Source organism: Streptomyces sp. ADI96-02 (assembly GCF_003846185.1).
Classification (GTDB): domain Bacteria; phylum Actinomycetota; class Actinomycetes; order Streptomycetales; family Streptomycetaceae; genus Streptomyces.
This window is the reverse complement of record NZ_ML123034.1, coordinates 1,121,867-1,147,142: the sequence shown is the minus strand read 5'-3', so window position 1 is coordinate 1,147,142 and position 25,276 is coordinate 1,121,867. Positions and strand designations below refer to the sequence as shown.

At 73.2% G+C, this 25,276-nt stretch carries 25 protein-coding genes; 19 read left to right on the top strand and 6 right to left on the bottom strand.

What is annotated here, in order from left to right:
* Positions 1-173: 173 nt before the first annotated feature.
* From EES43_RS31695 to EES43_RS04955, 8 genes are all read left to right on the top strand, one after another.
* On the top strand, positions 174-1,292 hold the full coding sequence (locus EES43_RS31695; protein WP_124267560.1) for a ParA family protein: 1,119 nt from the start codon (positions 174-176) through the stop codon (positions 1,290-1,292).
* The gene (locus EES43_RS04985; RefSeq protein ID WP_124271791.1) at positions 1,289-1,891 is read left to right on the top strand and encodes a hypothetical protein; all 603 of its coding nucleotides are present in this window, start codon (positions 1,289-1,291) and stop codon (positions 1,889-1,891) included. Before EES43_RS31695 ends, EES43_RS04985 begins: the two co-directional genes overlap by 4 nt.
* A 148-nt stretch (positions 1,892-2,039) precedes the next feature.
* Positions 2,040-3,083 carry a segregation and condensation protein A gene (locus tag EES43_RS04980; protein WP_124267559.1) on the top strand — a complete coding sequence of 348 codons (1,044 nt, stop codon included), beginning with the start codon at positions 2,040-2,042 and terminating at the stop codon, positions 3,081-3,083.
* Positions 3,080-3,745 carry an SMC-Scp complex subunit ScpB gene (gene scpB, locus EES43_RS04975; protein WP_124267558.1) on the top strand — a complete coding sequence of 222 codons (666 nt, stop codon included), beginning with the start codon at positions 3,080-3,082 and terminating at the stop codon, positions 3,743-3,745. Before EES43_RS04980 ends, scpB begins: the two co-directional genes overlap by 4 nt.
* Positions 3,745-4,968: a pseudouridine synthase gene (locus EES43_RS04970; RefSeq protein ID WP_124267557.1), complete on the top strand. Its 1,224-nt coding sequence runs from the start codon at positions 3,745-3,747 to the stop codon at positions 4,966-4,968. Before scpB ends, EES43_RS04970 begins: the two co-directional genes overlap by 1 nt.
* A 127-nt stretch (positions 4,969-5,095) precedes the next feature.
* Positions 5,096-5,425, top strand: a complete 330-nt coding sequence (locus tag EES43_RS04965) for a hypothetical protein (protein WP_124267556.1) — start codon at positions 5,096-5,098, stop codon at positions 5,423-5,425.
* The gene (locus EES43_RS04960; protein WP_124267555.1) at positions 5,422-6,156 is read left to right on the top strand and encodes an NUDIX hydrolase; all 735 of its coding nucleotides are present in this window, start codon (positions 5,422-5,424) and stop codon (positions 6,154-6,156) included. The genes EES43_RS04965 and EES43_RS04960 overlap by 4 nt, the downstream gene beginning before the upstream one ends.
* Positions 6,153-7,178, top strand: a complete 1,026-nt coding sequence (locus tag EES43_RS04955) for an ADP-ribosylglycohydrolase family protein (RefSeq protein ID WP_124267554.1) — start codon at positions 6,153-6,155, stop codon at positions 7,176-7,178. The genes EES43_RS04960 and EES43_RS04955 overlap by 4 nt, the downstream gene beginning before the upstream one ends.
* Before the next feature lie 52 nt (positions 7,179-7,230).
* Here the strand turns inward: EES43_RS04955 and EES43_RS04950 are convergent, their stop codons facing one another.
* On the bottom strand, positions 7,231-7,923 hold the full coding sequence (locus tag EES43_RS04950; protein ID WP_124267553.1) for a nucleotidyltransferase domain-containing protein: 693 nt from the start codon (positions 7,921-7,923) through the stop codon (positions 7,231-7,233).
* 187 nt (positions 7,924-8,110) lie between these two features.
* On the opposite strand from EES43_RS04950, the gene aroH reads away from it, so the two are divergent.
* From aroH to der, 5 genes are all read left to right on the top strand, one after another.
* On the top strand, positions 8,111-8,473 hold the full coding sequence (aroH, locus tag EES43_RS04945) for a chorismate mutase (RefSeq protein ID WP_124267552.1): 363 nt from the start codon (positions 8,111-8,113) through the stop codon (positions 8,471-8,473).
* Complete coding sequence (locus EES43_RS04940; RefSeq protein ID WP_124267551.1) at positions 8,470-9,555, top strand: prephenate dehydrogenase; 1,086 nt, start codon at positions 8,470-8,472, stop codon at positions 9,553-9,555. Before aroH ends, EES43_RS04940 begins: the two co-directional genes overlap by 4 nt.
* 116 nt (positions 9,556-9,671) lie before the next feature.
* The gene (gene cmk, locus EES43_RS04935) at positions 9,672-10,361 is read left to right on the top strand and encodes a (d)CMP kinase (protein WP_124267550.1); all 690 of its coding nucleotides are present in this window, start codon (positions 9,672-9,674) and stop codon (positions 10,359-10,361) included.
* Positions 10,358-11,014, top strand: coding sequence for a lysophospholipid acyltransferase family protein (locus EES43_RS04930; protein WP_124267549.1), 657 nt, complete (start codon positions 10,358-10,360; stop codon positions 11,012-11,014). Before cmk ends, EES43_RS04930 begins: the two co-directional genes overlap by 4 nt.
* A gap of 78 nt (positions 11,015-11,092) precedes the next feature.
* The gene (gene der, locus EES43_RS04925) at positions 11,093-12,562 is read left to right on the top strand and encodes a ribosome biogenesis GTPase Der (protein ID WP_124267548.1); all 1,470 of its coding nucleotides are present in this window, start codon (positions 11,093-11,095) and stop codon (positions 12,560-12,562) included.
* Between the two features lie 78 nt (positions 12,563-12,640).
* Here der and EES43_RS04920 read toward each other — a convergent pair whose 3' ends face one another.
* Together EES43_RS04920 and EES43_RS04915 are read right to left on the bottom strand one after the other, a co-directional pair.
* A complete protein-coding gene (locus EES43_RS04920; RefSeq protein ID WP_124267547.1) occupies positions 12,641-12,946 on the bottom strand; it encodes a hypothetical protein in 306 nt (101 codons plus the stop codon).
* Positions 12,947-13,083: 137 nt separating this feature from the next.
* Positions 13,084-13,866: a hypothetical protein gene (locus EES43_RS04915; RefSeq protein WP_124267546.1), complete on the bottom strand. Its 783-nt coding sequence runs from the start codon at positions 13,864-13,866 to the stop codon at positions 13,084-13,086.
* A gap of 536 nt (positions 13,867-14,402) precedes the next feature.
* On the opposite strand from EES43_RS04915, the gene EES43_RS04910 reads away from it, so the two are divergent.
* Complete coding sequence (locus EES43_RS04910; protein WP_124267545.1) at positions 14,403-14,618, top strand: I78 family peptidase inhibitor; 216 nt, start codon at positions 14,403-14,405, stop codon at positions 14,616-14,618.
* A 116-nt stretch (positions 14,619-14,734) separates the two neighbouring features.
* Here EES43_RS04910 and EES43_RS04905 read toward each other — a convergent pair whose 3' ends face one another.
* Positions 14,735-15,754 carry a phosphatase PAP2 family protein gene (locus EES43_RS04905; protein ID WP_124267544.1) on the bottom strand — a complete coding sequence of 340 codons (1,020 nt, stop codon included), beginning with the start codon at positions 15,752-15,754 and terminating at the stop codon, positions 14,735-14,737.
* A gap of 478 nt (positions 15,755-16,232) precedes the next feature.
* Between EES43_RS04905 and EES43_RS04900 the strand changes: the two genes are divergently transcribed.
* Together EES43_RS04900 and EES43_RS04895 are read left to right on the top strand one after the other, a co-directional pair.
* Entirely contained in the window at positions 16,233-17,945 is a 1,713-nt protein-coding gene (locus EES43_RS04900; protein WP_124267543.1) for an MFS transporter, read from the top strand.
* A gap of 103 nt (positions 17,946-18,048) precedes the next feature.
* Complete coding sequence (locus EES43_RS04895; protein WP_124267542.1) at positions 18,049-19,269, top strand: acyl-CoA dehydrogenase family protein; 1,221 nt, start codon at positions 18,049-18,051, stop codon at positions 19,267-19,269.
* A 40-nt stretch (positions 19,270-19,309) separates the two neighbouring features.
* Here the strand turns inward: EES43_RS04895 and EES43_RS04890 are convergent, their stop codons facing one another.
* Together EES43_RS04890 and EES43_RS04885 are read right to left on the bottom strand one after the other, a co-directional pair.
* Positions 19,310-19,750 carry a cell division protein SepF gene (locus tag EES43_RS04890; protein WP_124267541.1) on the bottom strand — a complete coding sequence of 147 codons (441 nt, stop codon included), beginning with the start codon at positions 19,748-19,750 and terminating at the stop codon, positions 19,310-19,312.
* A 374-nt stretch (positions 19,751-20,124) separates the two neighbouring features.
* Positions 20,125-21,069 (bottom strand): ABC transporter substrate-binding protein, encoded by a 945-nt coding sequence (locus EES43_RS04885; protein ID WP_124267540.1) that lies wholly within the window; start codon positions 21,067-21,069, stop codon positions 20,125-20,127.
* Between the two features lie 489 nt (positions 21,070-21,558).
* Here EES43_RS04885 and EES43_RS04880 point away from each other — a divergent pair, with 489 nt between their 5' ends.
* From EES43_RS04880 to EES43_RS04870, 3 genes are all read left to right on the top strand, one after another.
* On the top strand, positions 21,559-22,434 hold the full coding sequence (locus EES43_RS04880) for an amino acid ABC transporter permease (RefSeq protein WP_124267539.1): 876 nt from the start codon (positions 21,559-21,561) through the stop codon (positions 22,432-22,434).
* Positions 22,431-24,272 carry an FAD/NAD(P)-binding protein gene (locus tag EES43_RS04875; protein WP_124267538.1) on the top strand — a complete coding sequence of 614 codons (1,842 nt, stop codon included), beginning with the start codon at positions 22,431-22,433 and terminating at the stop codon, positions 24,270-24,272. The genes EES43_RS04880 and EES43_RS04875 overlap by 4 nt, the downstream gene beginning before the upstream one ends.
* 63 nt (positions 24,273-24,335) lie before the next feature.
* Complete coding sequence (locus tag EES43_RS04870; protein WP_124267537.1) at positions 24,336-25,271, top strand: amino acid ABC transporter permease; 936 nt, start codon at positions 24,336-24,338, stop codon at positions 25,269-25,271.
* Positions 25,272-25,276 lie beyond the last annotated feature (5 nt).

Sequence of the window (25,276 nt, the reverse complement as noted above, 5' to 3'; positions counted from 1 at the left end):
CAACGGGCCGGGTCCGGCGGATTGTGTTGCTGCGGACCGGTGACACGCCATAGAGTCGCCAATCGTCGGCATGGTGCCACGCTGACCTATCGATAAGTTTCCTGGTCATGTCCAAGGAGGTAAGACGACTTGTGAATGAGTCGACAATTACTCCCGGGGGTGGTCAACCAGGGATGCCCGCACGAGGTCTGAGCCCGATCGGGCTCGAAGCTGTCGGCTCCGTCGCTGTCCGCACCTTCGCCACTCAACAGCACATGACGACAGCCCCCCAGATGATGGACGGCCCAAACGTGAACGCCACGGCCGGCAACGAGAGCAGCCGGGACACCGACCGCTTCGCCGACTTCGCCGAGGTGCCCGAGGGGCACTTCTACGACCCCGACGCCGAGTACGAGCCCGACCCGGAGTACGCGGCCACGCTCGCGCCCGACGCCGCGCGCCAGCGCCGCGAGCGCATCGGCCCGACCGGACGGCCCCTGCCGTACTTCCCGATCCCGGGGCCCCTGACCGACCACGGCCCCGCGAAGATCATCGCGATGTGCAACCAGAAGGGCGGCGTCGGCAAGACCACGTCGACCATCAACCTGGGCGCCGCGCTCGCGGAGTACGGACGCCGGGTCCTGCTCGTCGACTTCGACCCGCAGGGCGCCCTCTCGGTCGGCCTCGGGGTCAACCCGATGGAGCTCGACCTCACGGTCTACAACCTGCTCATGGAGCGGGGCATGGCCGCCGACGAGGTCCTGCTGAAGACCGCCGTGCCCAACATGGACCTGCTGCCGAGCAACATCGACTTGTCGGCCGCCGAGGTGCAGCTCGTCAGCGAGGTGGCCCGGGAGTCCACGCTCCAGCGCGCCCTCAAGCCGCTGATGGCCGACTACGACTACATCGTGATCGACTGTCAGCCCTCGCTCGGCCTGCTCACCGTGAACGCCCTGACGGCCGCTCACAAGGTCATAGTGCCGCTGGAGTGCGAGTTCTTCGCGCTGCGCGGGGTCGCACTGCTCACCGAGACCATCGAGAAGGTCCAGGAGCGGCTCAACCCGGAGCTGGAGCTCGACGGCATCCTCGCCACCATGTACGACTCCCGTACGGTGCACAGCCGCGAGGTCCTGGCGCGTGTCGTCGAGGCCTTCGACGAGCACGTCTACCACACGGTCATCGGACGCACCGTCCGCTTCCCGGAGACCACGGTCGCCGGTGAACCCATCACCACCTACGCGTCCAACTCGGTCGGCGCCGCCGCCTATCGCCAGCTCGCCAGGGAGGTGCTCGCCCGGTGTCACGCCGAGTGAGTCTGCCGGGGGCCGACGAACTGTTCCGCACCACCGGGGGCACGGGCCTGCAGTCCTCCTCGCCGGCGGACCGGCGACGCAAGGCGAACGCCGAGCCCCGGGTGCCCGCACCCGCCGGGGAGAGCGACTCCGCGGGCCGGGCGCCGGGCGCGGGCGGTCAGGGCGGCGACCCCGCGGACCGCTCCGAGCCCCGTGAGGAACACGCCGCGGCCGACGCCGACGGCGGCGACTCGCGCAGCCGCGCCGGCGAGGCCGACCGGCAGGCGGCCAAGGCCGCCACCGGCGACCGGCCCGCGCCCTCCGCCACCCCGGCGGAGCCGGCCGCGGCCGTCCAGCAGCAGCGCAGGCGCGGCGGCGGAGGCGGACGCGGGGCCAACCGGCGTCCCAGCGGCCGGGAGCGGCACGACGAGAAGATCACGGTCTACGTCTCGGCCGAGGAGCTGATGGACCTCGAACACGCCCGCCTCGTCCTGCGCGGCGAACACGGCCTCGCCGTGGACCGCGGGCGCATCGTGCGCGAGGCGGTGGCGGTGGTCCTGGCGGACCTGGAGTCCCGGGGCGACGCGAGCATCCTCGTACGGCGGCTGCGCGGACGCTGACCGGCGCCGCGCCGGTAGCCTGCCCCGAGGGCCCGCCGACCGGCGGACCCGGTCCGTGAGCCGGAGCCGGGGCGCATTCCGCCGCCGGCGGCGTCCGGGCCCGCCCGCGCCCGACCCGTGACCCGCCGCCGCACCCCTGGACCGCGCCATGCCGACGACCGACGACCCCGCCAGCCCGCGCCGCCGTGCCCTGGGCCGCGGACCGGGCGTCGCCGCGCCGCCGCCGGACCCGCCCGGGGAGGAGGCCGCCGAAGACTCCGGGACCGCCGAAGAGGTCATGGCCGCCGAAGAGGCTGCGGCCGGGCGAAGGGCTGGGGCCGGGGAAGAGGCCGGGACCGCCGGAGAGGCCGGGGCCGGGAGCGGCGGCGTGGGGGCGGACGGCGGGCGGTTCACCGTACGGCTGACCAACTTCGAGGGCCCCTTCGACCTCCTCCTCCAGCTGATCTCCAAGCACAAGCTGGACGTGACCGAGGTCGCGCTCTCCAAGGTCACCGACGAGTTCATGGCCCACATCCGGGCCATGGGACCCGACTGGGATCTCGACCAGACCACCGAATTCCTCGTCGTCGCCGCCACCCTGCTCGACCTCAAGGCCGCCCGGCTGCTGCCCGCCGCCGAGGTCGAGGACGAGGGGGACCTGGCGCTCCTGGAGGCCCGGGACCTGCTCTTCGCCCGGCTGCTGCAGTACCGCGCGTACAAAAGGATCGCCGAGATCTTCAGCGGCCGGCTGGAGTTCGAGGCCCGCCGCCGCCCCCGTACCGTCGGACTGGAGGACCACCACGCGGAGCTGCTGCCCGAGGTGGTCATCAGCATCGGACCCGAGGGCTTCGCGAAGCTCGCGGTGAAGGCGATGCGGCCGAGGCCGAAGCCCGAGGTGTACGTCGACCACATCCACGCCCCGCTGGTCAGCGTGCGGGAGCAGGCCGCGATCGTCGTGGAGCGGCTGCGCGAGGCCGGGGCCGCGGTGAGCTTCCGGCTGCTGACCCGGGACGCGCCGGACACCCTCACCGTCGTGGCCCGCTTCCTCGCCCTGCTGGAGCTCTTCCGCGAGAAGGCCGTCACCCTCGACCAGGACGAGGCGCTGGGCGACCTGCTGGTGGCCTGGTGCGGCGGGGCGGAGGCGGAGCCGGCGGTGACGGACGAGTTCGACCAGGAGATCAACGGGACGGCCGAGGAGGACGTACGGGTATGAACGCGCAGATCACCGCAGCCGAGGGCGGGCACGACGAGGGCGCGGTCGCGGCGCTCGATCTGAAGCCCGCCCTGGAGGCGGTCCTCATGGTCGTCGACGAGCCCGCCACCGCCGACCAGCTCGCCAAGGTGCTCCAGCGCCCGCCCAGAGCCGTGGCGGACGCCCTGCGGGAGCTGGCCGACGAGTACACCGTGCAGCGCCGCGGCTTCGACCTGCGGCTCGTCGCGGGCGGCTGGCGCTTCTACACCCGCCCCGCGTACGCGGCTGCCGTCGAGGGCTTCGTCCTGGACGGCCAGCACGCCCGGCTCACCCAGGCCGCGCTGGAGACCCTGGCGGTCGTCGCCTACCGGCAGCCGGTGAGCCGTTCGCGGGTCTCGGCGGTGCGCGGAGTGAACTGCGACGGCGTCATGCGGACCCTGCTCCAGAGGGGCCTGGTGGCCGAGGCGGGGACGGAACCTGAAACAGGTGCGATCCTGTACAGGACGACGAACTACTTTCTGGAGCGTATGGGCCTGCGCGGCCTGGACGAGCTCCCGGAGCTCGCGCCCTTCCTCCCGGAGGCGGACGCGATCGAGGCTGAGACGCTAGAGGGTGTGCCGTCGTTCGATCCGGACGCACCGGACACCCCGGATACTCACGCAGACGACAAGACGGAATTTTGATGCGAAGCAGTGGCAGGAACAGCGGAAGCGGCAGCGGCAGCGGCCGGAGCGGCGGCGACCGGAACCCCCGGAGCGGCGGCGCGGGCAGCGGTGGCCGCAGCGGCGGCGGATCCTTCCGCCCGCAGGGCCAGGGCGGCGGCCAGGGCGGCCGTCCCGCCGGCCCCGGCGGACGCGGCGGCAGCGCGGGCGGACGGGACGAGCAGGACAAGCGCCCCCGCCGTCCCCGCCCCGAGGAGCGCCGCTACGACGTGGGCGGCGCCACCGGTTCCGGCGGCCCCTCCGAGGGCGGCGGCCCCCGCAAGGGCCGCGGCGCAGCCGCGCGCGGCGGGGCCAAGGGCGGCCCGAAGCCCGCACAGGGCGGCGGCGCGCGCGGCGGCGGCCCCCGGCGCGGCGCCCCCTCGCGTCCCCGTGAACTGGACGCCAAGATCGAGCAGCGCAACCGCGACCGGTACGCGGACAAGCCGGACGTCAAGCTCCCCAAGACCCACCCGGGCGCGGAGCAGGAGGGCGAGCGGCTGCAGAAGGTGCTGGCGCGGGCCGGCATGGGCTCGCGCCGCGCGTGCGAGGAGCTGATCGAGCAGGCCCGCGTCGAGGTCAACGGCGAGATCGTCGTCGAGCAGGGCATGCGCGTCGACGTGCACCAGGACGAGATCAAGGTCGACGGTCTGACCGTCGCGGCGCAGTCCTACCTGTTCTTCGCGCTCAACAAGCCCGCCGGGGTCGTCTCCTCGATGGAGGACCCGGACGGCCGCCAGTGCCTCGGCGACTACGTGACCAACCGCGAGACGCGGCTGTTCCACGTCGGCCGGCTGGACACCGAGACGGAGGGCATCATCATGCTCACCAACCACGGTGAGCTGGCCCACCGCCTCACGCACCCCAAGTACGGCGTGAAGAAGACCTATCTGGCCGCCGTCCAGGGCCCCCTGCCGCGCGATCTCGGCAAGCGGCTCAAGGACGGCATCCAGCTGGAGGACGGCTACGCCCGCGCCGACCACTTCCGTGTGGTCGAGAACACCGGCAAGAACTACCTGGTCGAGGTGACCCTCCACGAGGGCCGCAAGCACATCGTGCGCCGGATGCTCGCCGAGGCGGGCTTCCCGGTCGAGCGCCTGGTGCGGACGTCCTTCGGGCCGATCCCGCTGGGCGACCAGAAGTCCGGCTGGCTGCGCCGCCTCACCAACACCGAGGTGGGCATGCTGATGCGCGAGGTCGGCCTCTAGGTCCTGCCGTCATCCCCCTTCGGCCCGCGGCCGGTCCCTGCCGGAAGTTCTCGGCACGGACCGGCCGCGGGCCTTTCGCCGTCCCCGTTCCTCCTTTATAGTCAGAGTGACCATTAAGGAGGCGGGTGTGAGTCCCGTGGACCGGCCGACCGGCATAGCCGACGGCGCCCTGCTCATCCCGCTGTTCGCGAGGTCCGGCCCGCACGCCGACGCCGGACCGCGGACCGTCCCCTTCGCGCCGGCCGCGTGCGGCCGGTGGACCTGGACCCACGGGGGTGGACCAGGTACCGCCGTCCCGCCGGTGCGCGGAACCACGCGCACCGGCGGGCTCCGGCCGCTCGCGGCGGGGGCGGTGGGGACCGCCGGCCGCCACCACCTCGCCCACGCCGTCGACTCCGGGGACGAACTCCGGTCCGGCGACCGGGACTTCGCCGCACGCCTGACGGAGGAGCGATGAGCACCGGCGTGCCCGAGGGGTACGACCCGCACGCCTTCGCGCCGTTCGCCGTCACCGTCGACCTCGCCGTCTTCACCGTCCGCGAGGCCGCACTGCACGTCCTGCTCGTCGAACGCGGCCAGGAGCCGTTCCGGGGCCGCTGGGCGCTGCCGGGCGGCTTCGTCCTGCCCCGGGAGTCCGCCGAAGCCGCCGCCCGCCGCGAACTCGCCGAGGAGACCGGGCTGGGCCCCGAGGCCGTCGGCGCGCTCCACCTCGAACAACTGCGCACCTACACCGAGCCGTACCGCGATCCGAGGATGAGGGTCGTCTCCGTCGCGTACGCGGCGCTCCTGCCCGACCTGCCCGAACCACGCGGCGGCGGCGACGCGGCCAGTGCCCGCTGGTGGCCGGACGGTGCGGCCGGACCGCTGGCCTTCGACCACGACCGGATCCTCGCCGACGCGCGCGACCGGGTCGGCGCCAAGCTCGAATACACCTGCCTGGCGACCGAGTTCTGCCCGGCGGAGTTCACCCTCGGCGAGCTCCAGCAGGTCTACGAAACGGTGTGGGGGGTCGGACTGGACCGGCCCAACTTCCGCCGCAAGGTCCTGAGCGCGCCCGGCTTCGTCCAGGCCGTCGACGGCCCGCCGCGCCGCACCGGCGGACGGGGAAAACCCGCCGCGCTCTACCGGGCGGGCGGCGCCACCGACCTGCACCCACCCCTGCTGCGCCCGGAAGGACGAACGTCATGACCATCGCCACCCGAACCCTCACCAAGCAGGCGGCCACCGGCTCCCTGACCGGGCTCGCCCTCGGCGACGCCCTGGGCTTCCCCACCGAGTTCGACGACGTGCCGTCGATCCTGGCGAAATGCGGCCCCTGGCGGCGGATGGAGCTGCCGAAGCCCGCCCTCGTCACCGACGACACCCAGATGACCCTGGCCCTGGGCCGCGCCGTCCGCACCGCCATGGACAGCGGACTGCTCACGCCGGAGCGGCTGGTGGACCCGGCCCGCCGGGAGTTCGTCGCCTGGTACCACGCGCCGGACAACGACCGGGCCCCCGGCAACACCTGCCTGACCGCCTGCCGCCTGTTGGAATCCACTCCGGTCTGGCAGGAGGCGAGCCAGACGCACTCCAAGGGCTGCGGGGCCAACATGCGGGTCGCCCCCCTCGGCCTCGTCCCCGGCCTCAGCGACGAGCAGCGCGCCGGGGCCGCACAGCTCCAGGCCGCCCTCACCCACGGCCACCCCACCGCCCTGGCCGCCTCCGACCTGACCGCCCGCGCGGTCCTCCTGCTCGCCCGGGGAGCCGAACCGCTCGGCCTCATAGGCCGGTTGCGCAGCTACGCGTACGAGAACAGCGGGCGCTACCGGGCCCGCTGGCTCGGCGACCTGTGGCGTCACACGGGGGACGCCTCGCCGGAGGCGTACATCAGCCGCGGCTGGGACGAGTGCCAGAGTGCGCTGGCAGCCGTGCAGGAAGCCCTGCGCGAACCGTCGCCGGAGACGGACCCGTGCGAGCGGACCGGCGACGGCTGGGTCGCCGAGGAAGCGCTCGCCACCGCCCTGCACTGCTTCCTGCTCTTCCCCGAGGACCCCCTCACCGCCCTGCGCCGGGCGGCCTGCACCCGCGGCGACTCCGACTCGATCGCCTGCCTCACCGGGGCCCTGGCCGGGGCGCACCTGGGCGCGGGGGCCTGGCCCAAGGAGTGGTCGGAGCGCGTCGAGTACCGCAGCGACCTGCTGTCGCTCGGGGCGCTCTGGGACGCCTGAGCGGACACGCCGCGGCTGCGGGCGCGGGCGGTACGACCGCGCCCGGTGGCCCTCAGCCTCCCGCCGACGCCCGCCGGGTCCGGACCAGGAAGTCCTCCACCGCCGGCAGGTCCGGGCCGGGCGGCAGCGGCGAGCGCTCGGCCGCGCGGTCGTTCTCCTCGGCGAGGCGGTCCGCCCGGCGCTCCACCTCCCGCCAGGCCACCTCGCCCCGCCTGACCGCGAGCAGGTCCTCCCGCGCGTCGCCGACCTCGACGCGCAGCTCGCCGGTCCGCAGCAGGTCCCGGCAGCTCGCCAGCAGCCGCAGCAGGTGCGCCGCGTCCTTCCAGCGCGGCGCCCCGTGCTGCCGCACCTGCGCCTCCAGCTTCCTGCGCCGCCCCACCGCGTACCCCGCGAACGTGCCGTGCGCGAGACGGGACAGGAACGCCCCGCGCAGCGCGAGCAGTTCGCGGCCGGTCCCGTCCGCGTACTCCACGATCGGCGAGTGCAGGCACTCCAGCACGTTCGGGTTGGCCCGCAGCGCGAGCCCGCAGAAGCGCTCCAGCTCCCAGGAGAACCGCTCCGGCCCGGGGCCCTCCACGTGCGTCGGCGGCTTGTCCAGACGCCAGAACAGCGCGGTGGGGGCGAGGTACACCCCGCGCCGGTCCGTGTCGCTGTCCTCGGTCGCCAGGCCGAACGCGCGCGACCCCATCACACAGGCGTAGACGGTGTGGTCGCGTACGAGCCTCTCTCCGGCAGGGGTGGTCATGGCGGCGAGGGTACGGGAGGACGCCCCGCGCCCGCCGGGTGTTTTTCCGGCTCGGGCGCGGCTCGGGCCCGGCCCGCTCCGCCCGCCCGGGACGGTGTCCCCGGCCGGTCTCCGGCCCCTTAGGGTGAGCACGGCCGGGGACACCGGCCGCGACAGGACGAAGGCGCACGGCAGCAAGGGGTACGACGTGGCGGTACGAGCGGTCCGGGGAGCCGTCCAGCTGGACCGGGACGAGGCCGGACACATGGACGAGCGGGTGGGCGAGCTGCTGACGGCCGTCCTGGAACGCAACAGCCTGGCCGCCGACGACCTGATCAGCATCTGGTTCACCGCCACCCCGGACCTGCACAGCGACTTCCCGGCCGCCGCCGCGCGGAGCCTCGGGATCGTCGACGTACCGTTGATCTGCGCCCAGGAGCTGGACGTCGCCGGGGCCATGCCCGGGGCCGTCCGCCTCCTCGCCCATGTCGAGACCCGCCTCCCGCGCGCCGAGATCCAGCACGTCTACCTCGGCGCCACCGCCGCCCTGCGCAAGGACATCGCCCAGTGAGAACCGCCCTCGTCATCGGAACCGGGCTCGTCGGCACGTCGGCCGCCCTGGCGCTGTCCGGCCGCGGCGTCCACGTCCACCTCGTCGACCACGACCCGGCCTCGGCCCGTACCGCCGCCTCGCTCGGCGCCGGTACGCAGGAGCCGCCCCCGGGCCGCGTCGATCTGGCCGTCGTCGCCGTGCCGCCCGCCCACACCGCCTCCGTCCTCGCCGCCGCCATGCGCGCCGGAGCGGCCCGCGGCTACCTGGACGTCGCCAGCGTCAAGGGCGGACCGCGCCGCGAGCTGGAGGCGCTCGGCCTCGACCTCACGCCGTACATCGGCACCCACCCCATGGCGGGCAAGGAGCGCTCCGGACCGCTCGCCGCCACCGCCGACCTCTTCGAGGGCCGTCCCTGGGTCCTCACCCCGACCCGGGACACCGACACCGACGTCCTCAACCTCGCGCTGGAACTGGTCGCCCTGTGCCGGGCCGTCCCCGTGGTGATGGACGCCGACGCCCACGACCGGGCCGTCGCCCTCGTCTCGCACACCCCGCAGCTGATCTCCTCCATGGTCGCCGCGCGGCTCGCGGAGGCCGACGAGAACGCCGTGCGCCTGTGCGGCCAGGGCATCCGCGACGTCACCCGGATCGCCGCGTCCGACCCGCGGATGTGGGTGGAGATCCTGACCGCCAACCCCGGCCCGGTCGCCGACGTGCTCGCCGGGGTCGCCGCCGACCTGGAGGAGACCGTACGGGCGCTGCGCGGCCTGCACTCCGCCGACGAGGAGAAGCGGAGCGCGGGGGCCGAGGCCATCGAGGACGTGCTGCGCCGGGGCAACGCGGGCCGCGTCCGGGTCCCCGGCAAGCACGGCTCCGCCCCCGCCGCGTACGAGACGGTGGCCGTCCTCATCGGCGACCGGCCGGGCGAGCTCGCCGCGATCTTCGCCGACGCCGGCCGGGCCGGGGTGAACATCGAGGACGTCCGGATCGAGCACGCCACCGGCCAGCAGGCGGGCCTGGTCCAGCTCATGGTGGAACCGAGCGCGGCCGGCCCGCTCGGCGCGGCGCTCAAGGAGCGCGGCTGGTCGATCCGCGGCTGACCGCGCCACCGGGGGCGGGGCTGGGCCGTACGGGGTACGAGGCCCTGCCCCGCACTCGGTAACCTGGTACGAGGCCGTCCCGTGGCCCGTCCGTCCCCGCCCCGTGTACCAGGAAGGTGTCCACCACCGTGGAAACCGCAAGCCCCGCAGTGATCGTCGCCATCGACGGGCCCTCGGGCACCGGCAAGTCGAGCACCTCCAGGGCCGTCGCCATCGAGCTGGGCCTGCGCTACCTGGACACGGGCGCCCAGTACCGGGCCATCACGTGGTGGATGCTCAACAACGGCGTCGACGTCGGCGACCCGGCGGCGGTGGCGAACGCCGCGGCCAAGCCCGCCATCGTCTCCGGCACCGACCCGAGCGCCCCGACGATCACCGTGGACGGCGAGGACGCCTCCGGTCCGATCCGCACGCAGCAGGTCACCGCCAACGTCAGCGCCGTCAGCGCCGTCCCCGAGGTCCGCACGCTCATCACCGAGCTCCAGCGCTCGATCGCCGCGAGCGGCGGCATCGTCGTCGAGGGCCGGGACATCGGCACCACCGTGCTGCCCGGCGCCGACCTCAAGATCTTCCTCACCGCCTCCCCGGAGGCCCGCGCGGCCCGCCGCAGCGGCGAGATCAAGGGCTCCGACGTCGCCGCCACCCGCGAGGCGCTGGTCAAGCGGGACGCGGCCGACTCCGGCCGCAAGACCTCGCCGCTCGCCAAGGCCGACGACGCCGTGGAGGTGGACACCACCGACCTGACCCTCCAGCAGGTCATCGAGTGCGTCGTCACCCTCGTCGAGGAGAAGCGGACCGCGGCGTGAGCGACCCCAAGGCCGCGCCCACACCGCGCGGCGCGGCGGTCGGCCGGACCATCGGCATCGGGCTGATGTACGGCCTCTGGCGGCCCCGGGTGCTCGGCGCGTGGCGCGTGCCCGCCACCGGACCCGTCATACTCGCGGTGAACCACTCGCACAACATCGACGGCCCGATGCTGATGGGGACCGCACCCCGGCCGGTGCACTTCCTGATCAAGAAGGAGGCGTTCGTCGGCCCCCTCGATCCGTTCCTGCACCGGATCGGCCAGATCGAGGTGGACCGCGCGACCGTCGACCGCACCGCCATCGGCCACGCGCTCGGCGTGCTGGAGAACGGCGGCGCTCTCGGGATCTTCCCCGAGGGCACCCGGGGCGAGGGAGACTTCGCCTCGCTGCGGGCCGGACTGGCGTACTTCGCGGTCCGGGGCGGAGCACCGATCGTCCCGGTGGCCGTCCTGGGAAGCACCGAGCGCCGCGGACGGTTGATACGGGGGCTGCCGCCGCTGCGCAGCCGGGTCGACGTCGTCTTCGGCGACGCCTTCGACGCGAGCGGCGGCGACGGACGGCGCACCCGCAAGGCGCTGGACGAGGCGACCCTGCGGATCCAGGCGAAGCTGACCGCCCACCTGGAAAGTGCCAAGCGCCTCACCGGGCGATAGGCCAGACTTGACCGGACTTGAGTAGTGGACCGCACGGACAGCGGCCCATCGATGATGATGCAAAGAGGAACGGACTTCATGAACGACCAGATTCACTCCGAGGGCTCGGACCACGAGCACGGAGCACTTGGCGATGCCGAGTTCGCGGAGTTCATGGAGCTCGCCGCGCAGGAGGGCTTCGACCCCGACGAGGTCGAGGGAGCCCTTGACGAGGCCGGTCACGGCCCGCTTCCCGTGCTCGCCGTCGTCGGCCGCCCCAACGTCGGCAAGTCGACCCTGGTGAACCGGATCATCGGCCGCCGCGAGGCCGTCGTGCAGGACAAGCCCGGCGTCACCCGCGACCGCGTCAGCTACGAGGCCGAATGGGCCGGCCGCCGCTTCAAGGTCGTCGACACCGGCGGCTGGGAGCAGGACGTGCTGGGCCTGGACGCCTCCGTCGCCGCCCAGGCCGAGTACGCCATCGAGACGGCCGACGCGGTCGTCTTCGTGGTCGACTCGACGGTCGGGGCCACCGACACCGACGAGGCCGTCGTCAAGCTGCTGCGCCGGGCCAAGAAGCCCGTCGTGCTCTGCGCCAACAAGGTCGACGGCCAGAGCGGCGAGGCGGACGCCACCGCCCTGTGGTCGCTCGGCCTCGGAGAGCCCTACCCGGTCTCCTCGCTGCACGGCCGCGGCACCGGCGACATGCTGGACGCGGTCCTCGAAGCGCTGCCGGACGCGCCGGCGCAGAAGTTCGGCACCGCGCTCGGCGGCCCGCGCCGGATCGCGCTGATCGGCCGCCCGAACGTCGGCAAGTCCTCCCTCCTGAACAAGGTCGCCGGCGAGGACCGGGTCGTCGTCAACGAGCAGGCCGGCACCACGCGCGACCCGGTCGACGAGCTGATCCAGCTCGGCGGGATCACCTGGAAGTTCATCGACACGGCCGGCATCCGCCGCCGGGTCCACCTCCAGGAGGGCGCGGACTACTACGCCTCGCTGCGCACCGCCGCCGCCGTGGAGAAGGCCGAGGTCGCCGTCGTCCTGATCGACTCCAGCGAGTCCATCAGCGTCCAGGACCAGCGGATCATCACCATGGCCGTGGAGGCCGGTCGGGCGCTCGTCGTCGCCTTCAACAAGTGGGACACCCTCGACGAGGAGCGCCGCTACTACCTGGAGCGCGAGATCGAGACGGAGCTGGCGCAGATTTCCTGGGCCCCGCGCGTCAACGTCTCCGCGGTCACCGGCCGCCACATGGAGAAGCTGGTCCCGGCGATCGAGACCGCGATCGAGGGCTGGGAGACCCGCGTCCCCACGGGCCGGCTGAACGCCTTCCTCGGCGAGATCGTCGCCTCCCACCCGCACCCGGTCCGCGGCGGAAAGCAGCCGCGCATCCTGTTCGGCACGCAGGCGGGCACCAAGCCGCCGCGCTTCGTGCTCTTCGCCTCCGGCTTCCTGGAGCACGGCTACCGCCGCTTCGTCGAGCGCCGGCTGCGCGAGGAGTTCGGCTTCGAGGGTACCCCGATCCACATCTCGGTCCGGGTCCGCGAGAAGCGCGGACGCAACAAGTAGCCTCCGGCACGACGGAGCCCCGGACCGCTCGCGATGAGCGGTCCGGGGCTCCGTCGTGCTTCCGGCGTCCGCCGTCCCTCAGGACTCCCGTGAGCCCGGCGGCAGGGCCGCGGGCCGCTGCCGTCCGGCGTGCCGGCCCACCCGCTGCCAGGAACCGAGACTCCCGCCGTGCTGGCCCTGGCCGCCGTGCCCGCCGGGGGCCGGATGGCCGCTCAGCGGCGCCCGGGAGGCGAAGAGCCCGGCGCCGAAGGCGTGGAAGCCGAGGTTCTCCTCTCCGCTCCGGTCGCCCGGCAACGCCCGGAACGAGCGCCGGTACTCGGAGTACAGCGCGTCGTAGATCGGGGTGGAGGAGGGGGCCCCCGATGGATCCTGCGAGGGACGCATGGCAGGGATGTGGCTCTGGTGCTGGCGGGAGGGGTCGTATGAGTGCACGTAGGTGCCAACGACCCCGTCGCCCGTCGGATGCGGTCCCGGCGGAGAAAACGCTGTTCGGCGGGGGTGTCCGAGCCGGGCGGACACGATCAGGTCCCGGCCAGCGGCATCGACGCGGCGACCAGCTGACCGTTGACCGCGGCCTTCTCCAGGGCGTCCCGGAGCAGATCCTCGCGCGGCTGCTGGCCGATGGTGCCGGCCGGCGCCGCGAAGACGAGGACCGTCTGCGACTTGTTGACCGCGGCCCGCCAGCCGTCGGTCACCTGGAGCGGCTGGTGCGCCTGCCACCAGGCGACCGGGGTGCCGCCGCCGGCGCCCGGCTGGAGCACGGCGTGCAGCTGGCCCACGGCGAGCAGCACCGACCAGCCGGGAAGCACCTCGGGCAGCCGGTTCAGATCGGGGGCGGGGCGGAAGCCCTGTTCCAGCAGCAGCTGGAGGAATTCGTCGCCCCCGCTGCCGTCGGTGCCGGGGCGGGCGACCGGTCCCGTCGGTTCCACGACGAGGGCCGGGCGGACGTCGTCCTCGATGAGGACGAGACCGCTGGTGATGCCGAGGACGGCCTGTTCGGGCATGAGCCCCTCCGTATTCTTCTGCTCGCTGCCGGTGATGCTGCGCACCGCGCCCTGGAGCTGGTCCTCCGCCACCTTGACGACCTGCGAGGGGATGCACGTCGCGTGGGCGAACGCGAGCACGGCGGTCTCGTCGCCGATGAACAGCACCGTGCTGGTGCGTTCCTGGTCGGAGTCGCCGGGGGTGCGGCAGGAGGTGCAGTCGTAACTGCCGGGGGCGCTGTCGCCGACGAGCAGCCGGTCGGCTTCGGCGTCGCCGATCTCGGCACGTACGTCCTGGCTGACGTCGAGCATGCGCGGCACGGGTGGCTCCTCGGACTCGGTGCGTGAGCCGGGCGGTTCCCGGCTCATGTAGAGACAACGCGGGATCCGCGGCCGGGGTCACGCGTCGGCGGGCACGGAAGTGGACTCCGGGGTCCGGCAGGAATCGTCATGCACATCTCAACCTGCTCATGGCCGACGTCCGCGCGAAGGGCACCGGGAGGCCCGGGACCGGCCGCCGGCCTCCCGTGAGAGAAACACGAGGAATGACAGGCCGGGGATAATCGGGTAGGAATTCCCGTCGTCCCGCCATTCGGGTGACCGGCCCGCGGGCGTAAAGGCGACAGGCCGGCCGGCGTTCTTCCGGAACCGGTCGGCGGGGCCGTCGCGAGATCCACCGGAGCGACCGGCTATTTCACGCCGCGGCTTCCGGACGGTCCGTTCGGGTGAATAGGAACGCGTATACCTGTGTGGGGATCCTGTGACACAAGCGTGACCGTCACGGCATACGGGGATGCAAGGGGCTCCGCCGGAGCCCGCCCTTCCGTCACGGTCCGGGGCGGCCTACGGTGAGAGGCATGGCATCTCTACCGACCCCTCCCGCACAGCCGGACGACGCACCCGAGTCGTACGTCGGCCTCGGCGCCGACGCCGCCGAACAACAGGCCAGGAGCCGCGGCTGGGACACGGTCCGGGCCGTGGCGCCGGGCACGTTCCTGACCATGGAGTACCGCGTCGGCCGGATCAATTTCCAGGTCGAGGACGCCACGGTCACCCGCTGCTGGGTGGGCTGAGCCCTCCGGGCGCGCGCGTCCCCGCCGAACAGGCCGAAGGCCCCGACCGCGGTCGGGGCCTTCGGCGTGCGGGGCGAGGCTGTGCGTACCGTCCCCGCGGAACAGGGGGCGGCCTCTCAGCCGCCCGCCACCGGACGCGCCGTGCCGGCGGAGCCGCGGGCCCCGTGGTCCGGGTGCGGCGGACGGCGGCTGCCCGCCGGAGTGACCGGCGGCCGGTCCGGGCGCACCTGGTGCGCCCCGTGGACCCGCGGTCGCGTACCGGCGGCGGCCTGATGGGCGGCGGGAGCGGCGTCGACCACGAGAGGCACGCCCCCGGCGGCCGGGGACTCGCCGCCGATCGCCTGCGGCAGCAGCAGCACCGGCCGCGGCCCGCCGTCGGCGGCCCGCGCCGGACGGCCGGGTCCGCGGCGCTCCCGCCACTGCTCGCGCACGGCGAAGATCCACGTCTCGGTCCGGGCGATCAGCGGCTCGAACCAGGGCAGGGCCAGCAGGATGAGCAGCCCGGCCGCCCAGCCCAGCAGGACGTCGCTGAGCCAGTGCGTGCCGATGTACACGGTGGTGAGCCCCACGCCCAGCGACACCGTCGCGGAGACCGCCGACAGATAGCGCCGGGCACGCGGAGTGGTCGCCAGATAGGCGAGGATTCCCCAGGTCACGACGGCGTTGGCGGTGTGTCCGGACGGAAATATATCGCCGCCGGCGAACATCTCGGCCGAGCCGATCTGCGTCGCGTAGTGCGGGCCGAGCCGGCCCAGCCCCAGCTTGACCGCGCCCACCGTCACGTTGAGCAGCAGCAGCGAGCAGCCGAGCACCAGCAGCGGCCGGAGCGTGTGCTGGCGCCAGGAGCGCCAGCCCAGCCAGCAGGAGACCATCACGGCCGTGGGGCCGCGCTGGCCGAGCACGACGTAGTAGTCGAGGAACGCGTGCAGTTCGGGCCACTGCTGGTAGGGCCGGAACAGCATGACCTTCCAGTCCAGGGCCACCAGCCAGGACGACACGAGCACGGCGACGACGATGGCGACATAGAACGCCAACGTCCCGCCGAAGAGGGCGATGCGGTGACGGCTCATCCGCGGCGCCTCTATCTTCGGCGGTTCCGGCTCCCGGTCCAGGCGGGCAAAGATGTCGGTACGCACCCAATCGACGTTACAGCGAGTGAGTGAGCGAGCAGGCCAATCCGGGCGCTTTGTGATGACGATGTGATGTGGACTTTGTCTCAGGTCGGCGTCTTTTCCGGACACGGACAAGAATCTCCGTAATCCTGCGTCCCATTGCCCCGGGCCGCGTTCGTATGTGTGTTTGGGTCGGCAGGGGGAATTTCGTGCGCGGGAATCCGCCGGAATTGTTCCGGCCATTCGGGGGAGGCGCGCACCGCCGCGCCGTCCGGGCGGACCGGGCCTCCCGGCGCGGCCGGGCCCCGCCCCGCCCGGCCGGTCCGGAGTGGCGTACGCCACACTGTGCGGCGGACCGGGGTATGAGGTGGACCACGTGTGGCCAGGCCGAACTCGCGTACGCTGACGGCGCACTCGCCCGTCGATGCCGGGCCCCGGGGGACGCGCACACGGCGGCCCCGCCGGTCCGCCGAGCGCGAGGGACTTTCTGGGAGGTACGTAGATGTCCGGGACGACCACGGCCGGAGTCCGGCTGCGCACAGCTGCCGAGGGCGCCAACCGCTGGGTCGTCCTCGTGGTCCTCTGCCTCAGCCTCCTGGTGGTGGCCCTGGACGCGACCGTGCTGCACGTCGCCGTCCCGGCGCTCACCGAGGACCTGCGGCCGAGCGCCACCGGGCTGCTGTGGATCGTGGACGCCTACCCGCTGGTCTGCGCCTCGCTGCTGATCCTCTTCGGCACGCTGGGCGACCGGATCGGCCGGCGGCGCGTGCTGCTGTTCGGCTACGCGACCTTCGGCGCCGCCTCCGTGCTCGCCGCGACCGCCGACAGCCCGGCCGTCCTGATCGCGGCCCGCGCGCTGCTCGGCGTCGGCGGGGCCATGATCATGCCCGCCACCCTGTCGATCCTGCGCCAGGTCTTCCCCGACCGCAGGGAGCGCGCCCTGGCCATCGGCGTGTGGACCGCCGTCGCCGCGGTCGGCGCCGCCGTCGGGCCCGTCATAGGCGGGTTCCTGGTCGAGCACTTCTGGTGGGGCTCGGTCTTCCTGATCAACATCCCGCTGATGGCCCTCATCCTGCCGCTCGGCCGCTGGCTGCTGCCCGAGTCGCGCGGGGCCGACGACGGCCCGTGGGACGTCCTGGGCGCGCTGACCGCCGCGGCCGGAGTGCTCGGCGTCGTCCTCGGCGTCAAGCGCCTCGGCGGCGGCGCGGGCCCGTTCGACCCCGCCTCGCTCGTCGCGCTGGCCGTCGGCGCCGCGTTGCTGGTCCTCTTCGTGCGCCGCCAGCGCCGCCGCCCGCACCCGCTGATCGACGTCGGCATGTTCGCCCGCCCGGCCTTCAGCACCGCCGTCGGCTGCATCGTGCTCGCCATGCTGGCCCTGGTCGGCCTCCAGCTGATCGCCGTGCAGTACCTCCAGCTGGTGCTCGGGCTCAGCCCGCTGGAGACCGGGCTGCGGCTGCTGCCGCTGACGTTCGCCGCGATGGCGGCGGGCGCCACCGGCTCGCACACCCTGCGGCGCGTCGGCCCGCGCCGGATGGTGGCCTGGGGCTTCGTCCTGACGGCCGCCTCCGTCCTGCTGCTCACCGCCATGGGCCAGCACGACCGGCCCGTCCTGCTGACCGCCGGGTTCGTCCTCCTCGGCTTCGGACTCCAGACCACGCTCTTCGGCGCGTACGAGTCGATGCTCAGCGACGCCCCGCCGGAGCGGGCGGGCGGAGCCGCGGCGATCGGCGAGACCTCCTACCAACTGGGCGCGGGCCTGGGCATCGCCCTGCTCGGCAGCGTCATGAACGCCGCCTACGCCCCCGGACTGGCCGGCCTGCACGACCGGGGCGTGCCCGCCCGCGCCGGAGCCGAGGCGTCCCACTCGCTCGGCGAGGCCTACCAGGTGGCCGCCCAGCTCGGCGGCCCGGCCGGTGAACTGCTGCGCGCCACCGCCCGGCACGCCTTCATCGGCGGGCTGCACATCACACTGTTCGTCAGCGTGGGTCTGCTGCTGCTCGGGGCGCTGGCCGCCCTGCGGCTCCCGAGGGCGATGGAGTGCCCGCCGAAGGAGAAGGGGGCCGCCGTACCCGCGCAGCCCGCCCCCGGCGGGGCCGTCCGTCCAGCCGAACCGGCCCCGGCGCCGGCCGTCGAGGACGCGCCGGACCGCCGGCTGCCCCGCCCCGCGCGCCGCGCGCCGGCCGAGGCGGCGGGCTCTGGACGAGCGGCACGCTGAGCCGTAACGTCAGCGCGAAGCTCTGACCACCACCGCTGGTCCTCAAGGGGCCGCGGGCGACTCCCGGCCCTTCGAGCACCGTGCGAGCCGCCGGAGGCGCCTCATGTCCAGCACCGAGTCCGTGAAGCCGTCGAAGCTCCCGCCGTTCGACGCGGGCGACCCCCTCGGCATCGACGACCTGCTCGGCCCCGACGACCTCGCGATCCGCGACACGGTCCGCGCCTGGGCCGCCGACCGCGTCCTGCCGCACATCGCCGAGTGGTACGAGAAGGGGGAGCTGCCCGGTATCCGCGAACTGGCCCGGGAGCTCGGCGCGCTCGGCGCGCTCGGCATGTCCCTGGACGGCTACGGCTGCGCGGGCGCGAGCGCCGTCCAGTACGGGCTGGCCTGTCTGGAGCTGGAGGCGGCGGATTCCGGAATCCGCTCGCTCGTCTCCGTACAGGGATCGCTCGCCATGTACGCGATCCACCGCTTCGGCTCCGAGGAGCAGAAGCTGCGGTGGCTGCCGGGCATGGCGGCGGGCGAGACCATCGGCTGCTTCGGCCTGACCGAGCCCGACCACGGTTCCGACCCGGGGGCGATGCGGACGTACGCGCGGCGCGACGGCGAGGACTGGGTCCTCGACGGACGCAAGATGTGGATCACCAACGGCTCGGTCGCCGGCGTCGCGATCGTCTGGGCGCAGACCGGGCAGGACGACGGGGGCCGGGGCATCCGCGGCTTCGTCGTGCCCACCGACGCCCCCGGCTTCTCCGCCCCGGAGATCCGGCACAAGTGGTCGCTGCGCGCCTCGGTCACCAGCGAACTGGTCCTGGACGACGTGCGGCTGCCCGCCGACGCGGTGCTCCCGGACGCCACCGGGCTGCGCGGCCCGCTCAGCTGTCTGAGCCACGCGCGCTACGGCATCGTCTGGGGCGCCATGGGCGCGGCGCGGTCCGGCTTCGAGTCGGCCCTCGACTACGCGAGGACCAGGCAGCAGTTCGGCCGCCCGATCGGCGGCTTCCAGCTCACCCAGGCCAAGCTCGCGGACATGGCGGTGGAACTGCACAAGGGCGTCCTGCTCGCCCACCACCTGGGGCGGCGGATGGACGCCGGCCGGCTCCGCCCGGAGCAGGTCAGTTTCGGAAAGCTCAACAACGTGCGGGAGGCGATCGAGATCTGCCGTACCGCGCGCACGATCCTCGGCGCCAACGGGATCTCCCTGGAGTACCCGGTGATGCGGCACGCCACGAACCTGGAGTCGGTGCTGACCTACGAGGGCACCGTGGAGATGCACCAGCTGGTGCTGGGCAAGGCGCTCACCGGTCTCGACGCCTTCCGGTGAACGGGACGGGCTGACCGGACCTGTCCGGCGAGCGCCCTGCTCAGCTCTGGTTGAAGAAGCCGTCGGTCCTGCGGCCGGCGGCCTCGCCCGCCACCACCTGGGTGTCGGCCGGCGACAGCAGGAAGACCCGGGTGGCCACCCGGTCGATCGAACCGCGCAGTCCGAAGATCAGCCCGGCGGCGAAATCCACCACGCGCTTCGCGTCAGAGGGATCCATGGCCGTGAGGTTGACGATCACCGGAACGCCGTCCCGGAACAGCTCCCCGATGGCCCGCGCGTCCCGGAAGCTGTCCGGGGTCACCGTGGCGATCCGGCGGTCCTGCTCGTCGGCCGCCTCGGCGACCTGCACGCTCGGGTCGGTCACCCAGGCATGGTGGCCCGTGCCGGTCTCCGTACCCTCGGCGTACTCGTCGTCGTAGTACCGCTCGTCGTTGTCCTCTACGAGGCCAAGCCAGGCACTCGCCTTGCGCACCGATCCCATGGACGCCTCCTCTCACCGCGGTTCCTTGGTGTTCCGCATCTCTTTCGTATCCCTATGGTCGTCCATGATGCGGATCCGGCGCCAAGTGGATAGTCGGCGCGCAGGCCATTCGTGACGGTACTGGTGCAGAGGATGTGGCGGTTCGTCAGGGTTCCTCCTGGATAAGGCCGGTCTTGATAAGAAAATATGATGCGCCAGTCCGTACGGGTGACGTGGGGGACGTACGGGTGAACGCCCCACCCGGCACGAGGCGCGCCGCCCGGTGGTGCGCGAGCGGCGCGCACCGGCCGGACGGCACCCGGACGGGCTGCCCGTCGGGGTCCTGACGGAGGCTCAGGCCGGCCACGTGGTCCGAGCCGCCGCCTGACGCCGGGTCATTTCAGTTCGGACGGCGAGATCCGCGACGTCTCGATCGCGGACTCGGTGGTGCCCCACTTCTTCAGGATCCGGTCGTACGTCCCGTCCTCCTTGAGCCGGTTCACCGCGGCCTGGAAGGCGGGCGTCAGCGGGGAGCCCTTCTTGAAGGCGAAGCCGACGTCGAGCCGCTTGAACTCGTTGAGGAAGCGCAGCCCCTCCTGCTGCCCCACCGCGTAGCGCAACCCGTTGATCGTGGACATCACCACGTCGCTGCGGCCCTGCCGGAGCGAGAGCCAGACCGCCGCCTGGTCCGCGTACGTCTTCACCTCGTAGGGCTTCTCGCCCTCCTCGGCGCACCGGTCCCGGTTCTCCTCCAGCGTCACCTCGAAGGTGGTGCCCGCCGTGGTGCCCACGGTCAGGCCGCAGAGCCGGGCGAGGTCGGTCACCTTCGTCAGCCTGCTGTCGTCACGGACCGCGAAGCCCTGGCCGTCGTTGATGTAGGTGACGAAGTCGACCGTCTTCAGGCGCTCCTCCGTGACGCCGAAGTTCCCCGTGCCCAGGTCGTACCTGCCGCTGCCGAGCGCGGGCAGGATGGCCTCGAAGGACGCCGCCTCGCGCTTCAGCTCCAGTCCGAGCACCTTGGCCGCCGCGTCCGAGAAGTCGATGTCCGCACCGGCCACCGTGCGGCCGTCCTTCTCGTAGAAGCCCCCGGGCGGGGAGCCGAGGCCGGCCGCGACGCGCAGGGCGCCCGCCGAGCGGACGTCGGCGGGCAGCAGCTTCGCCGCCGCCTCGTCCTCGCGCACCGACGACACCACGTCCGTGGCCGGGGTCCCGCCCCTGCCGTCGGCGGCGGCCTTCCCGGCCGCCGTGCCGGGCTCCTCCGCCGGATCCGCGCAGCCGGCGAGCGCCAGGGCGGCGACGGTGATCAGAGCGAAGACGGCGGTATGCCGGGCGCGGGACATGGCTGGGTTTCTCCGGGTTCGTCAAGGTACGCCGACCGGCCCCGGTGCCAGGACGGCACGGAGCGGCGGCGGACGTGTCAGACGTGTCGGTGGGACGGGAAGAACGCGCGGTGCTGCGAGGGGAGGATGGCGCGGTGTGGCGGAGGTGAAGTCACGCGGGAAGGATGCTCCAACGCCGAAGAGGGCGTGAGCAGGGAAACCGGACAGCAGAGGGTCAGCTCAACAGGAAGAGGACCACACACGACCGAAGTCGATGTGGGAGCGGGTGACCAACCACTGCTGCGGATGCATGCGCCCAGTGGAACAGGCATCCGGATGCGCGTCAACTGACGTGAGACATACGGCTCACAGTGTGGACAGGCTTGACAACGCGCCGTGCACAGCGGTTGTCTCGGAGGCGGAACGGCGCTGAGGGGCCCGGTCCGTGTGTGGTTCTTCCGGTGTGAAGGTACGCCCCGTGTTCGATCTCGGCATCCACGGAGCCCTCGCATGCCCCCGCAGACCGATCTGCTGCCCCCTTCCTCCTCCGCACCCCCGCCACCCGTCGACGACGACGCCGGCCCCGTCACGCCCCGTATCGTCCCGGTACGCCGAACCGGCCGCCGGGCGGCGGCCGTCGCCGTCCTGGCGCTGCTCGCCCTTGCGCTGAACTCGGTCGTCCGCAACGACGCCTTCCAGTGGGACGTCGTGGTCTCCTACTTCGCCACCGTCTCCGTCCTGCGCGGACTCTGGCTGACCCTGTGGCTCACCGCCGTCGTCATGGTGCTCGGCTTCGCGCTCGGAGCGCTGCTGGCCGTCCTGCGACTCTCCGGCAACCTCGTCCTCCAGGCGGTCAGTTGGGGTTACGTCTGGCTGTTCCGGTCCACCCCGATCCTGGTCCAGCTGCTGTTCTGGTTCAACATCGGCGCGCTCTACCCGCAGATCCTCGGCGTCTCCACCGTCAGCCTCCTCGGCCCGGTCACCATCGCCGTCATCGGGCTGACCCTGCACGAGGCCGCGTACGCCGCCGAGGTCGTCCGCGGCGGCATCCTCTCCGTCGAGCGCGGGCAGCTGGAGGCCGCGCAGTCCCTCGGACTCGGCCCCTGGCGCAGGTTCCGGCGGATCGTGCTGCCCCAGGCCATGCGCTCCATCGTGCCGCCCGCCGGCAACATGCTGATCGGCACCCTGAAGGGCACCTCCATCGTCAGCGTGATCGCCGTGCAGGACCTGCTGTACTCCGTCCAGCTCGTCTACCACCGCACCTACCAGGTCATCCCGCTGCTGCTCGTCGCCACCCTCTGGTACGCGGCGGTCACCACCCTGCTGAGCGTCGGCCGGCACTACGTCGAGCGGCACTACGCCCGCGGCACGGCGGGCGCGCGATGAGCGGGACACCCACGCTCGTGGTGATCGGCGGCGGACCGCGCGGCACCGGCGTCATCGAACGCGTCGCCGCCAACGCCGCCGCCCTGTACGGCGGCCGGCGCCTGGACATCCACCTGGTCGACCCGTACCCGGCGGGCGGCGGGCGGATCTGGCGCCCGGACCAGTCGCCGCTGCTCTGGATGAACTCCATGGCCGAGGACGTCACGATGTTCACCGACGACACGGTGGAGCTGAGCGGCCCCGTCGTCGCCGGACCGGCCCTGGACGCCTGGGCCCGCGACGTCCGCGAAGGGCGCGTCACCCCCGACGCCGAGCCCGCCGTACTGGCGGAGATACACCGCCTCACCGGCCAGGACTTCCCCAGCCGACGCCTCCAGAGCGCCTACCTGCGCTGGACGTACGAGCGCGCCCTGGCCGCCCTGCCGCCCGGCATCACCGTGCACGAGCACCGCACCACCGCCCTGGCCGTCACCGGTCCGCGCGGCGGACGCCAGCGCGTACGCCTCCAGGACCGCGACGAACCGCTCCTGGCCGACCTCGTCGTGCTGACCGTCGGCCACCTCGACGCCGAGCACGACCCGGAGCAGAGCGAGCTGGCCGCGTTCGCCGACCGGCACCGGCTGGTCCACCTGCCGCCCGACTTCACCGCCGACACCGGCCTCGACGTGCTGCCCGCCGGAGAACCGGTGATCGTCCGGGGCTTCGGGCTCGCCTTCGTCGACCTGATGGTCCTGCTCACCGAGGGCCGCGGCGGACGCCACGAGGACGGCGTCTACCTGCCCTCCGGCCGGGAGCCCGTGCTGTACGTCGGATCGCGCCGCGGCGTCCCCTACCACGCGAAGATCGGCTACGCCTGGAGCGGCGAACGGCCCACGCTGCCGCGCTACCTGGGCCCCGCGCAGGCCGAGGAGCTGCTGAGCCGGCCCGGCCCGCTCGACTTCCGCCGCGACGTGTGGCCGCTCGTCGAGAAGGAGCTGGGGCACGCCCACTACGAGCGGCTCCTCGCCGCCCACCCCGAGCGCACCACCCTGGCCGCCGAGGAGTTCGCGGAGAAGTACGCCGCCGCCGAACCCGGCAGCCCCGACCTGGACGACCTCGTCGCCGCGGCCGTTCCCGACCCCGCCGACCGGCTCGACCTCGCCGCGCTCGACCGGCCGCTCGACGGCGTCCGCCACCCCACCGCCGAAGCGCTCCAGGAAGGGCTGCGCGACCACATCACCGCCGACCTGGCGAGACGCCACGACCCCGGGCACAGCCCGGACCTCGCCGTCTTCCTCGGTCTGCTCTCCTCCTACGCGCAGCTGATCCGGCTCGGCGACATCGGCGGCTGGTGGCACGGATTCTTCAGCTACCTGGCCTCCGGTCCGCCCGGCCCCCGCCTCCAGCAGCTCCTGGCCCTCTCCCGGGCGGGCGTCGTGCGCTTCCTCGGAGCCTCGCTCACCGTGGAGGCCGACGAGGAACGCGGCGTCTTCCGGGCCCACAGCGCGACCCTGCCCGGCGAGTGGACCGAGGCGCGGGCCCTGGTCGAGGCGCGCCTGCCGGACCCGTCGCTCCGGCACACCGCCAGCCCCCTGCTGCGCGCGCTCCACGAGGGCGGCGCGGCTGTCACCGCCACCGGCCTGCTCTCCGTCGACCCGGCCGACAGCCGCGTCCTGGACCGCGAGGGCCGGCCGCACCCGCGCCGCTTCGCGCTCGGCCCCTTCACCACCGCGCGCAACAGCGGGGCGTTCACCCGCCCCCGCACCGGCGGCCCCGCCTTCCGGCAGAACGACGACACGGCCCGCGCCGCGCTCACCTTCCTGCGCGACCTCTCCTGTCGCGGCCGGCTCGCCTCCTGACCGCCGCACCGCTCCCGTAGCGCCGCACCCCTTTCCGTACCACCGCGCCCAAGGAACCTCCTCATGTCGCTGACCAGCGATCCACCCATCGATCCACCCGCCGGCCCGCCCATCGGTCCGCCCGCCGCTCCTCAGGCCGGCCCCGCTTCCCCGGCCGGTTCCGGCGGCGACCTCGCGGGGCTGACCGTCGTCCCGCTGCGCCACCCGTGGCGGTGGGTCGCCGTCGCCGCGACCGCCGTCCTGCTCGCCCAGTTCCTGAACGGGCTGATCACCAACCCCGGCTGGGAGTGGGACGTCTTCGCGCGGTTCTTCACCGCGCCGACCATCCTCAAGGCCGTCTGGGTCACCCTCCAACTGACCTTCTACGGAACGGCGCTCGGCTTCGCCCTCGGCATCGTGCTGGCCTTCATGCGCCTGTCGGCCAGCCCGTTCCTCCGGTCCGTCGCCCACGGCTACATCTGGGCGTTCCGCTCGATCCCGCTCATCGTGCAACTGCTGTTCTGGTTCAACCTGGCCTACCTCTACAAGGAGCTCCGGTTCGGCATCCCGTTCGGGCCGGGCTTCATCACCTTCGACACCATGAACCTCGTCGGGGCGATGAGCGCCGCCGTCCTCGGTCTGGCGCTGCACCAGGCGGCGTACGCGGCGGAGATCGTCCGCGGCGGCGTACTCGCCGTCGGCAGCGGGCAGTCGGAAGCAGCCGCCGCCCTCGGCATCCCCAGGTTCCGCCAACTCCGCCGGATCGTACTGCCGCAGGCGATGCGCTCGATCCTGCCCAACGCCGCCAACGAGATCATCTCGCTGTTCAAGGGCACCTCGATCGTCTCCGTCATGGCGATCGGCGAACTCTTCTACCAGGTCCAGGTCGTCTACGGACGCAGCGGCCGGGTCGTCCCGCTGCTGATGGTCGCCACCGTCTGGTACATCCTGCTGACCACCGCGCTCTCCGTCCTCCAGTACTACGTCGAACGCCACTACGCCAAGGGGGCCGTGCGATGAGCGCA

Excerpts from the sequence above, each read along its gene's own strand:
- EES43_RS04960 (WP_124267555.1), top strand. The coding sequence starts at position 5,422 with ATGAGCACCGGCGTGCCCGAGGGGTACGACCCGCACGCCTTCGCGCCG.
- EES43_RS04895 (WP_124267542.1), top strand. The coding sequence starts at position 18,049 with ATGTCCAGCACCGAGTCCGTGAAGCCGTCGAAGCTCCCGCCGTTCGAC.
- EES43_RS04920 (WP_124267547.1), bottom strand. The coding sequence starts at position 12,946 with ATGCGTCCCTCGCAGGATCCATCGGGGGCCCCCTCCTCCACCCCGATC.
- EES43_RS31695 (WP_124267560.1), top strand. The coding sequence starts at position 174 with ATGCCCGCACGAGGTCTGAGCCCGATCGGGCTCGAAGCTGTCGGCTCC.
- EES43_RS04885 (WP_124267540.1), bottom strand. The coding sequence starts at position 21,069 with ATGTCCCGCGCCCGGCATACCGCCGTCTTCGCTCTGATCACCGTCGCC.
- EES43_RS04890 (WP_124267541.1), bottom strand. The coding sequence starts at position 19,750 with ATGGGATCGGTGCGCAAGGCGAGTGCCTGGCTTGGCCTCGTAGAGGAC.
- EES43_RS04970 (WP_124267557.1), top strand. The coding sequence starts at position 3,745 with ATGCGAAGCAGTGGCAGGAACAGCGGAAGCGGCAGCGGCAGCGGCCGG.
- EES43_RS04900 (WP_124267543.1), top strand. The coding sequence starts at position 16,233 with ATGTCCGGGACGACCACGGCCGGAGTCCGGCTGCGCACAGCTGCCGAG.
- EES43_RS04980 (WP_124267559.1), top strand. The coding sequence starts at position 2,040 with ATGCCGACGACCGACGACCCCGCCAGCCCGCGCCGCCGTGCCCTGGGC.
- EES43_RS04950 (WP_124267553.1), bottom strand. The coding sequence starts at position 7,923 with ATGACCACCCCTGCCGGAGAGAGGCTCGTACGCGACCACACCGTCTAC.
- scpB (WP_124267558.1), top strand. The coding sequence starts at position 3,080 with ATGAACGCGCAGATCACCGCAGCCGAGGGCGGGCACGACGAGGGCGCG.
- EES43_RS04870 (WP_124267537.1), top strand. The coding sequence starts at position 24,336 with ATGTCGCTGACCAGCGATCCACCCATCGATCCACCCGCCGGCCCGCCC.
- EES43_RS04955 (WP_124267554.1), top strand. The coding sequence starts at position 6,153 with ATGACCATCGCCACCCGAACCCTCACCAAGCAGGCGGCCACCGGCTCC.
- EES43_RS04880 (WP_124267539.1), top strand. The coding sequence starts at position 21,559 with ATGCCCCCGCAGACCGATCTGCTGCCCCCTTCCTCCTCCGCACCCCCG.
- EES43_RS04910 (WP_124267545.1), top strand. The coding sequence starts at position 14,403 with ATGGCATCTCTACCGACCCCTCCCGCACAGCCGGACGACGCACCCGAG.
- der (WP_124267548.1), top strand. The coding sequence starts at position 11,093 with ATGAACGACCAGATTCACTCCGAGGGCTCGGACCACGAGCACGGAGCA.
- EES43_RS04875 (WP_124267538.1), top strand. The coding sequence starts at position 22,431 with ATGAGCGGGACACCCACGCTCGTGGTGATCGGCGGCGGACCGCGCGGC.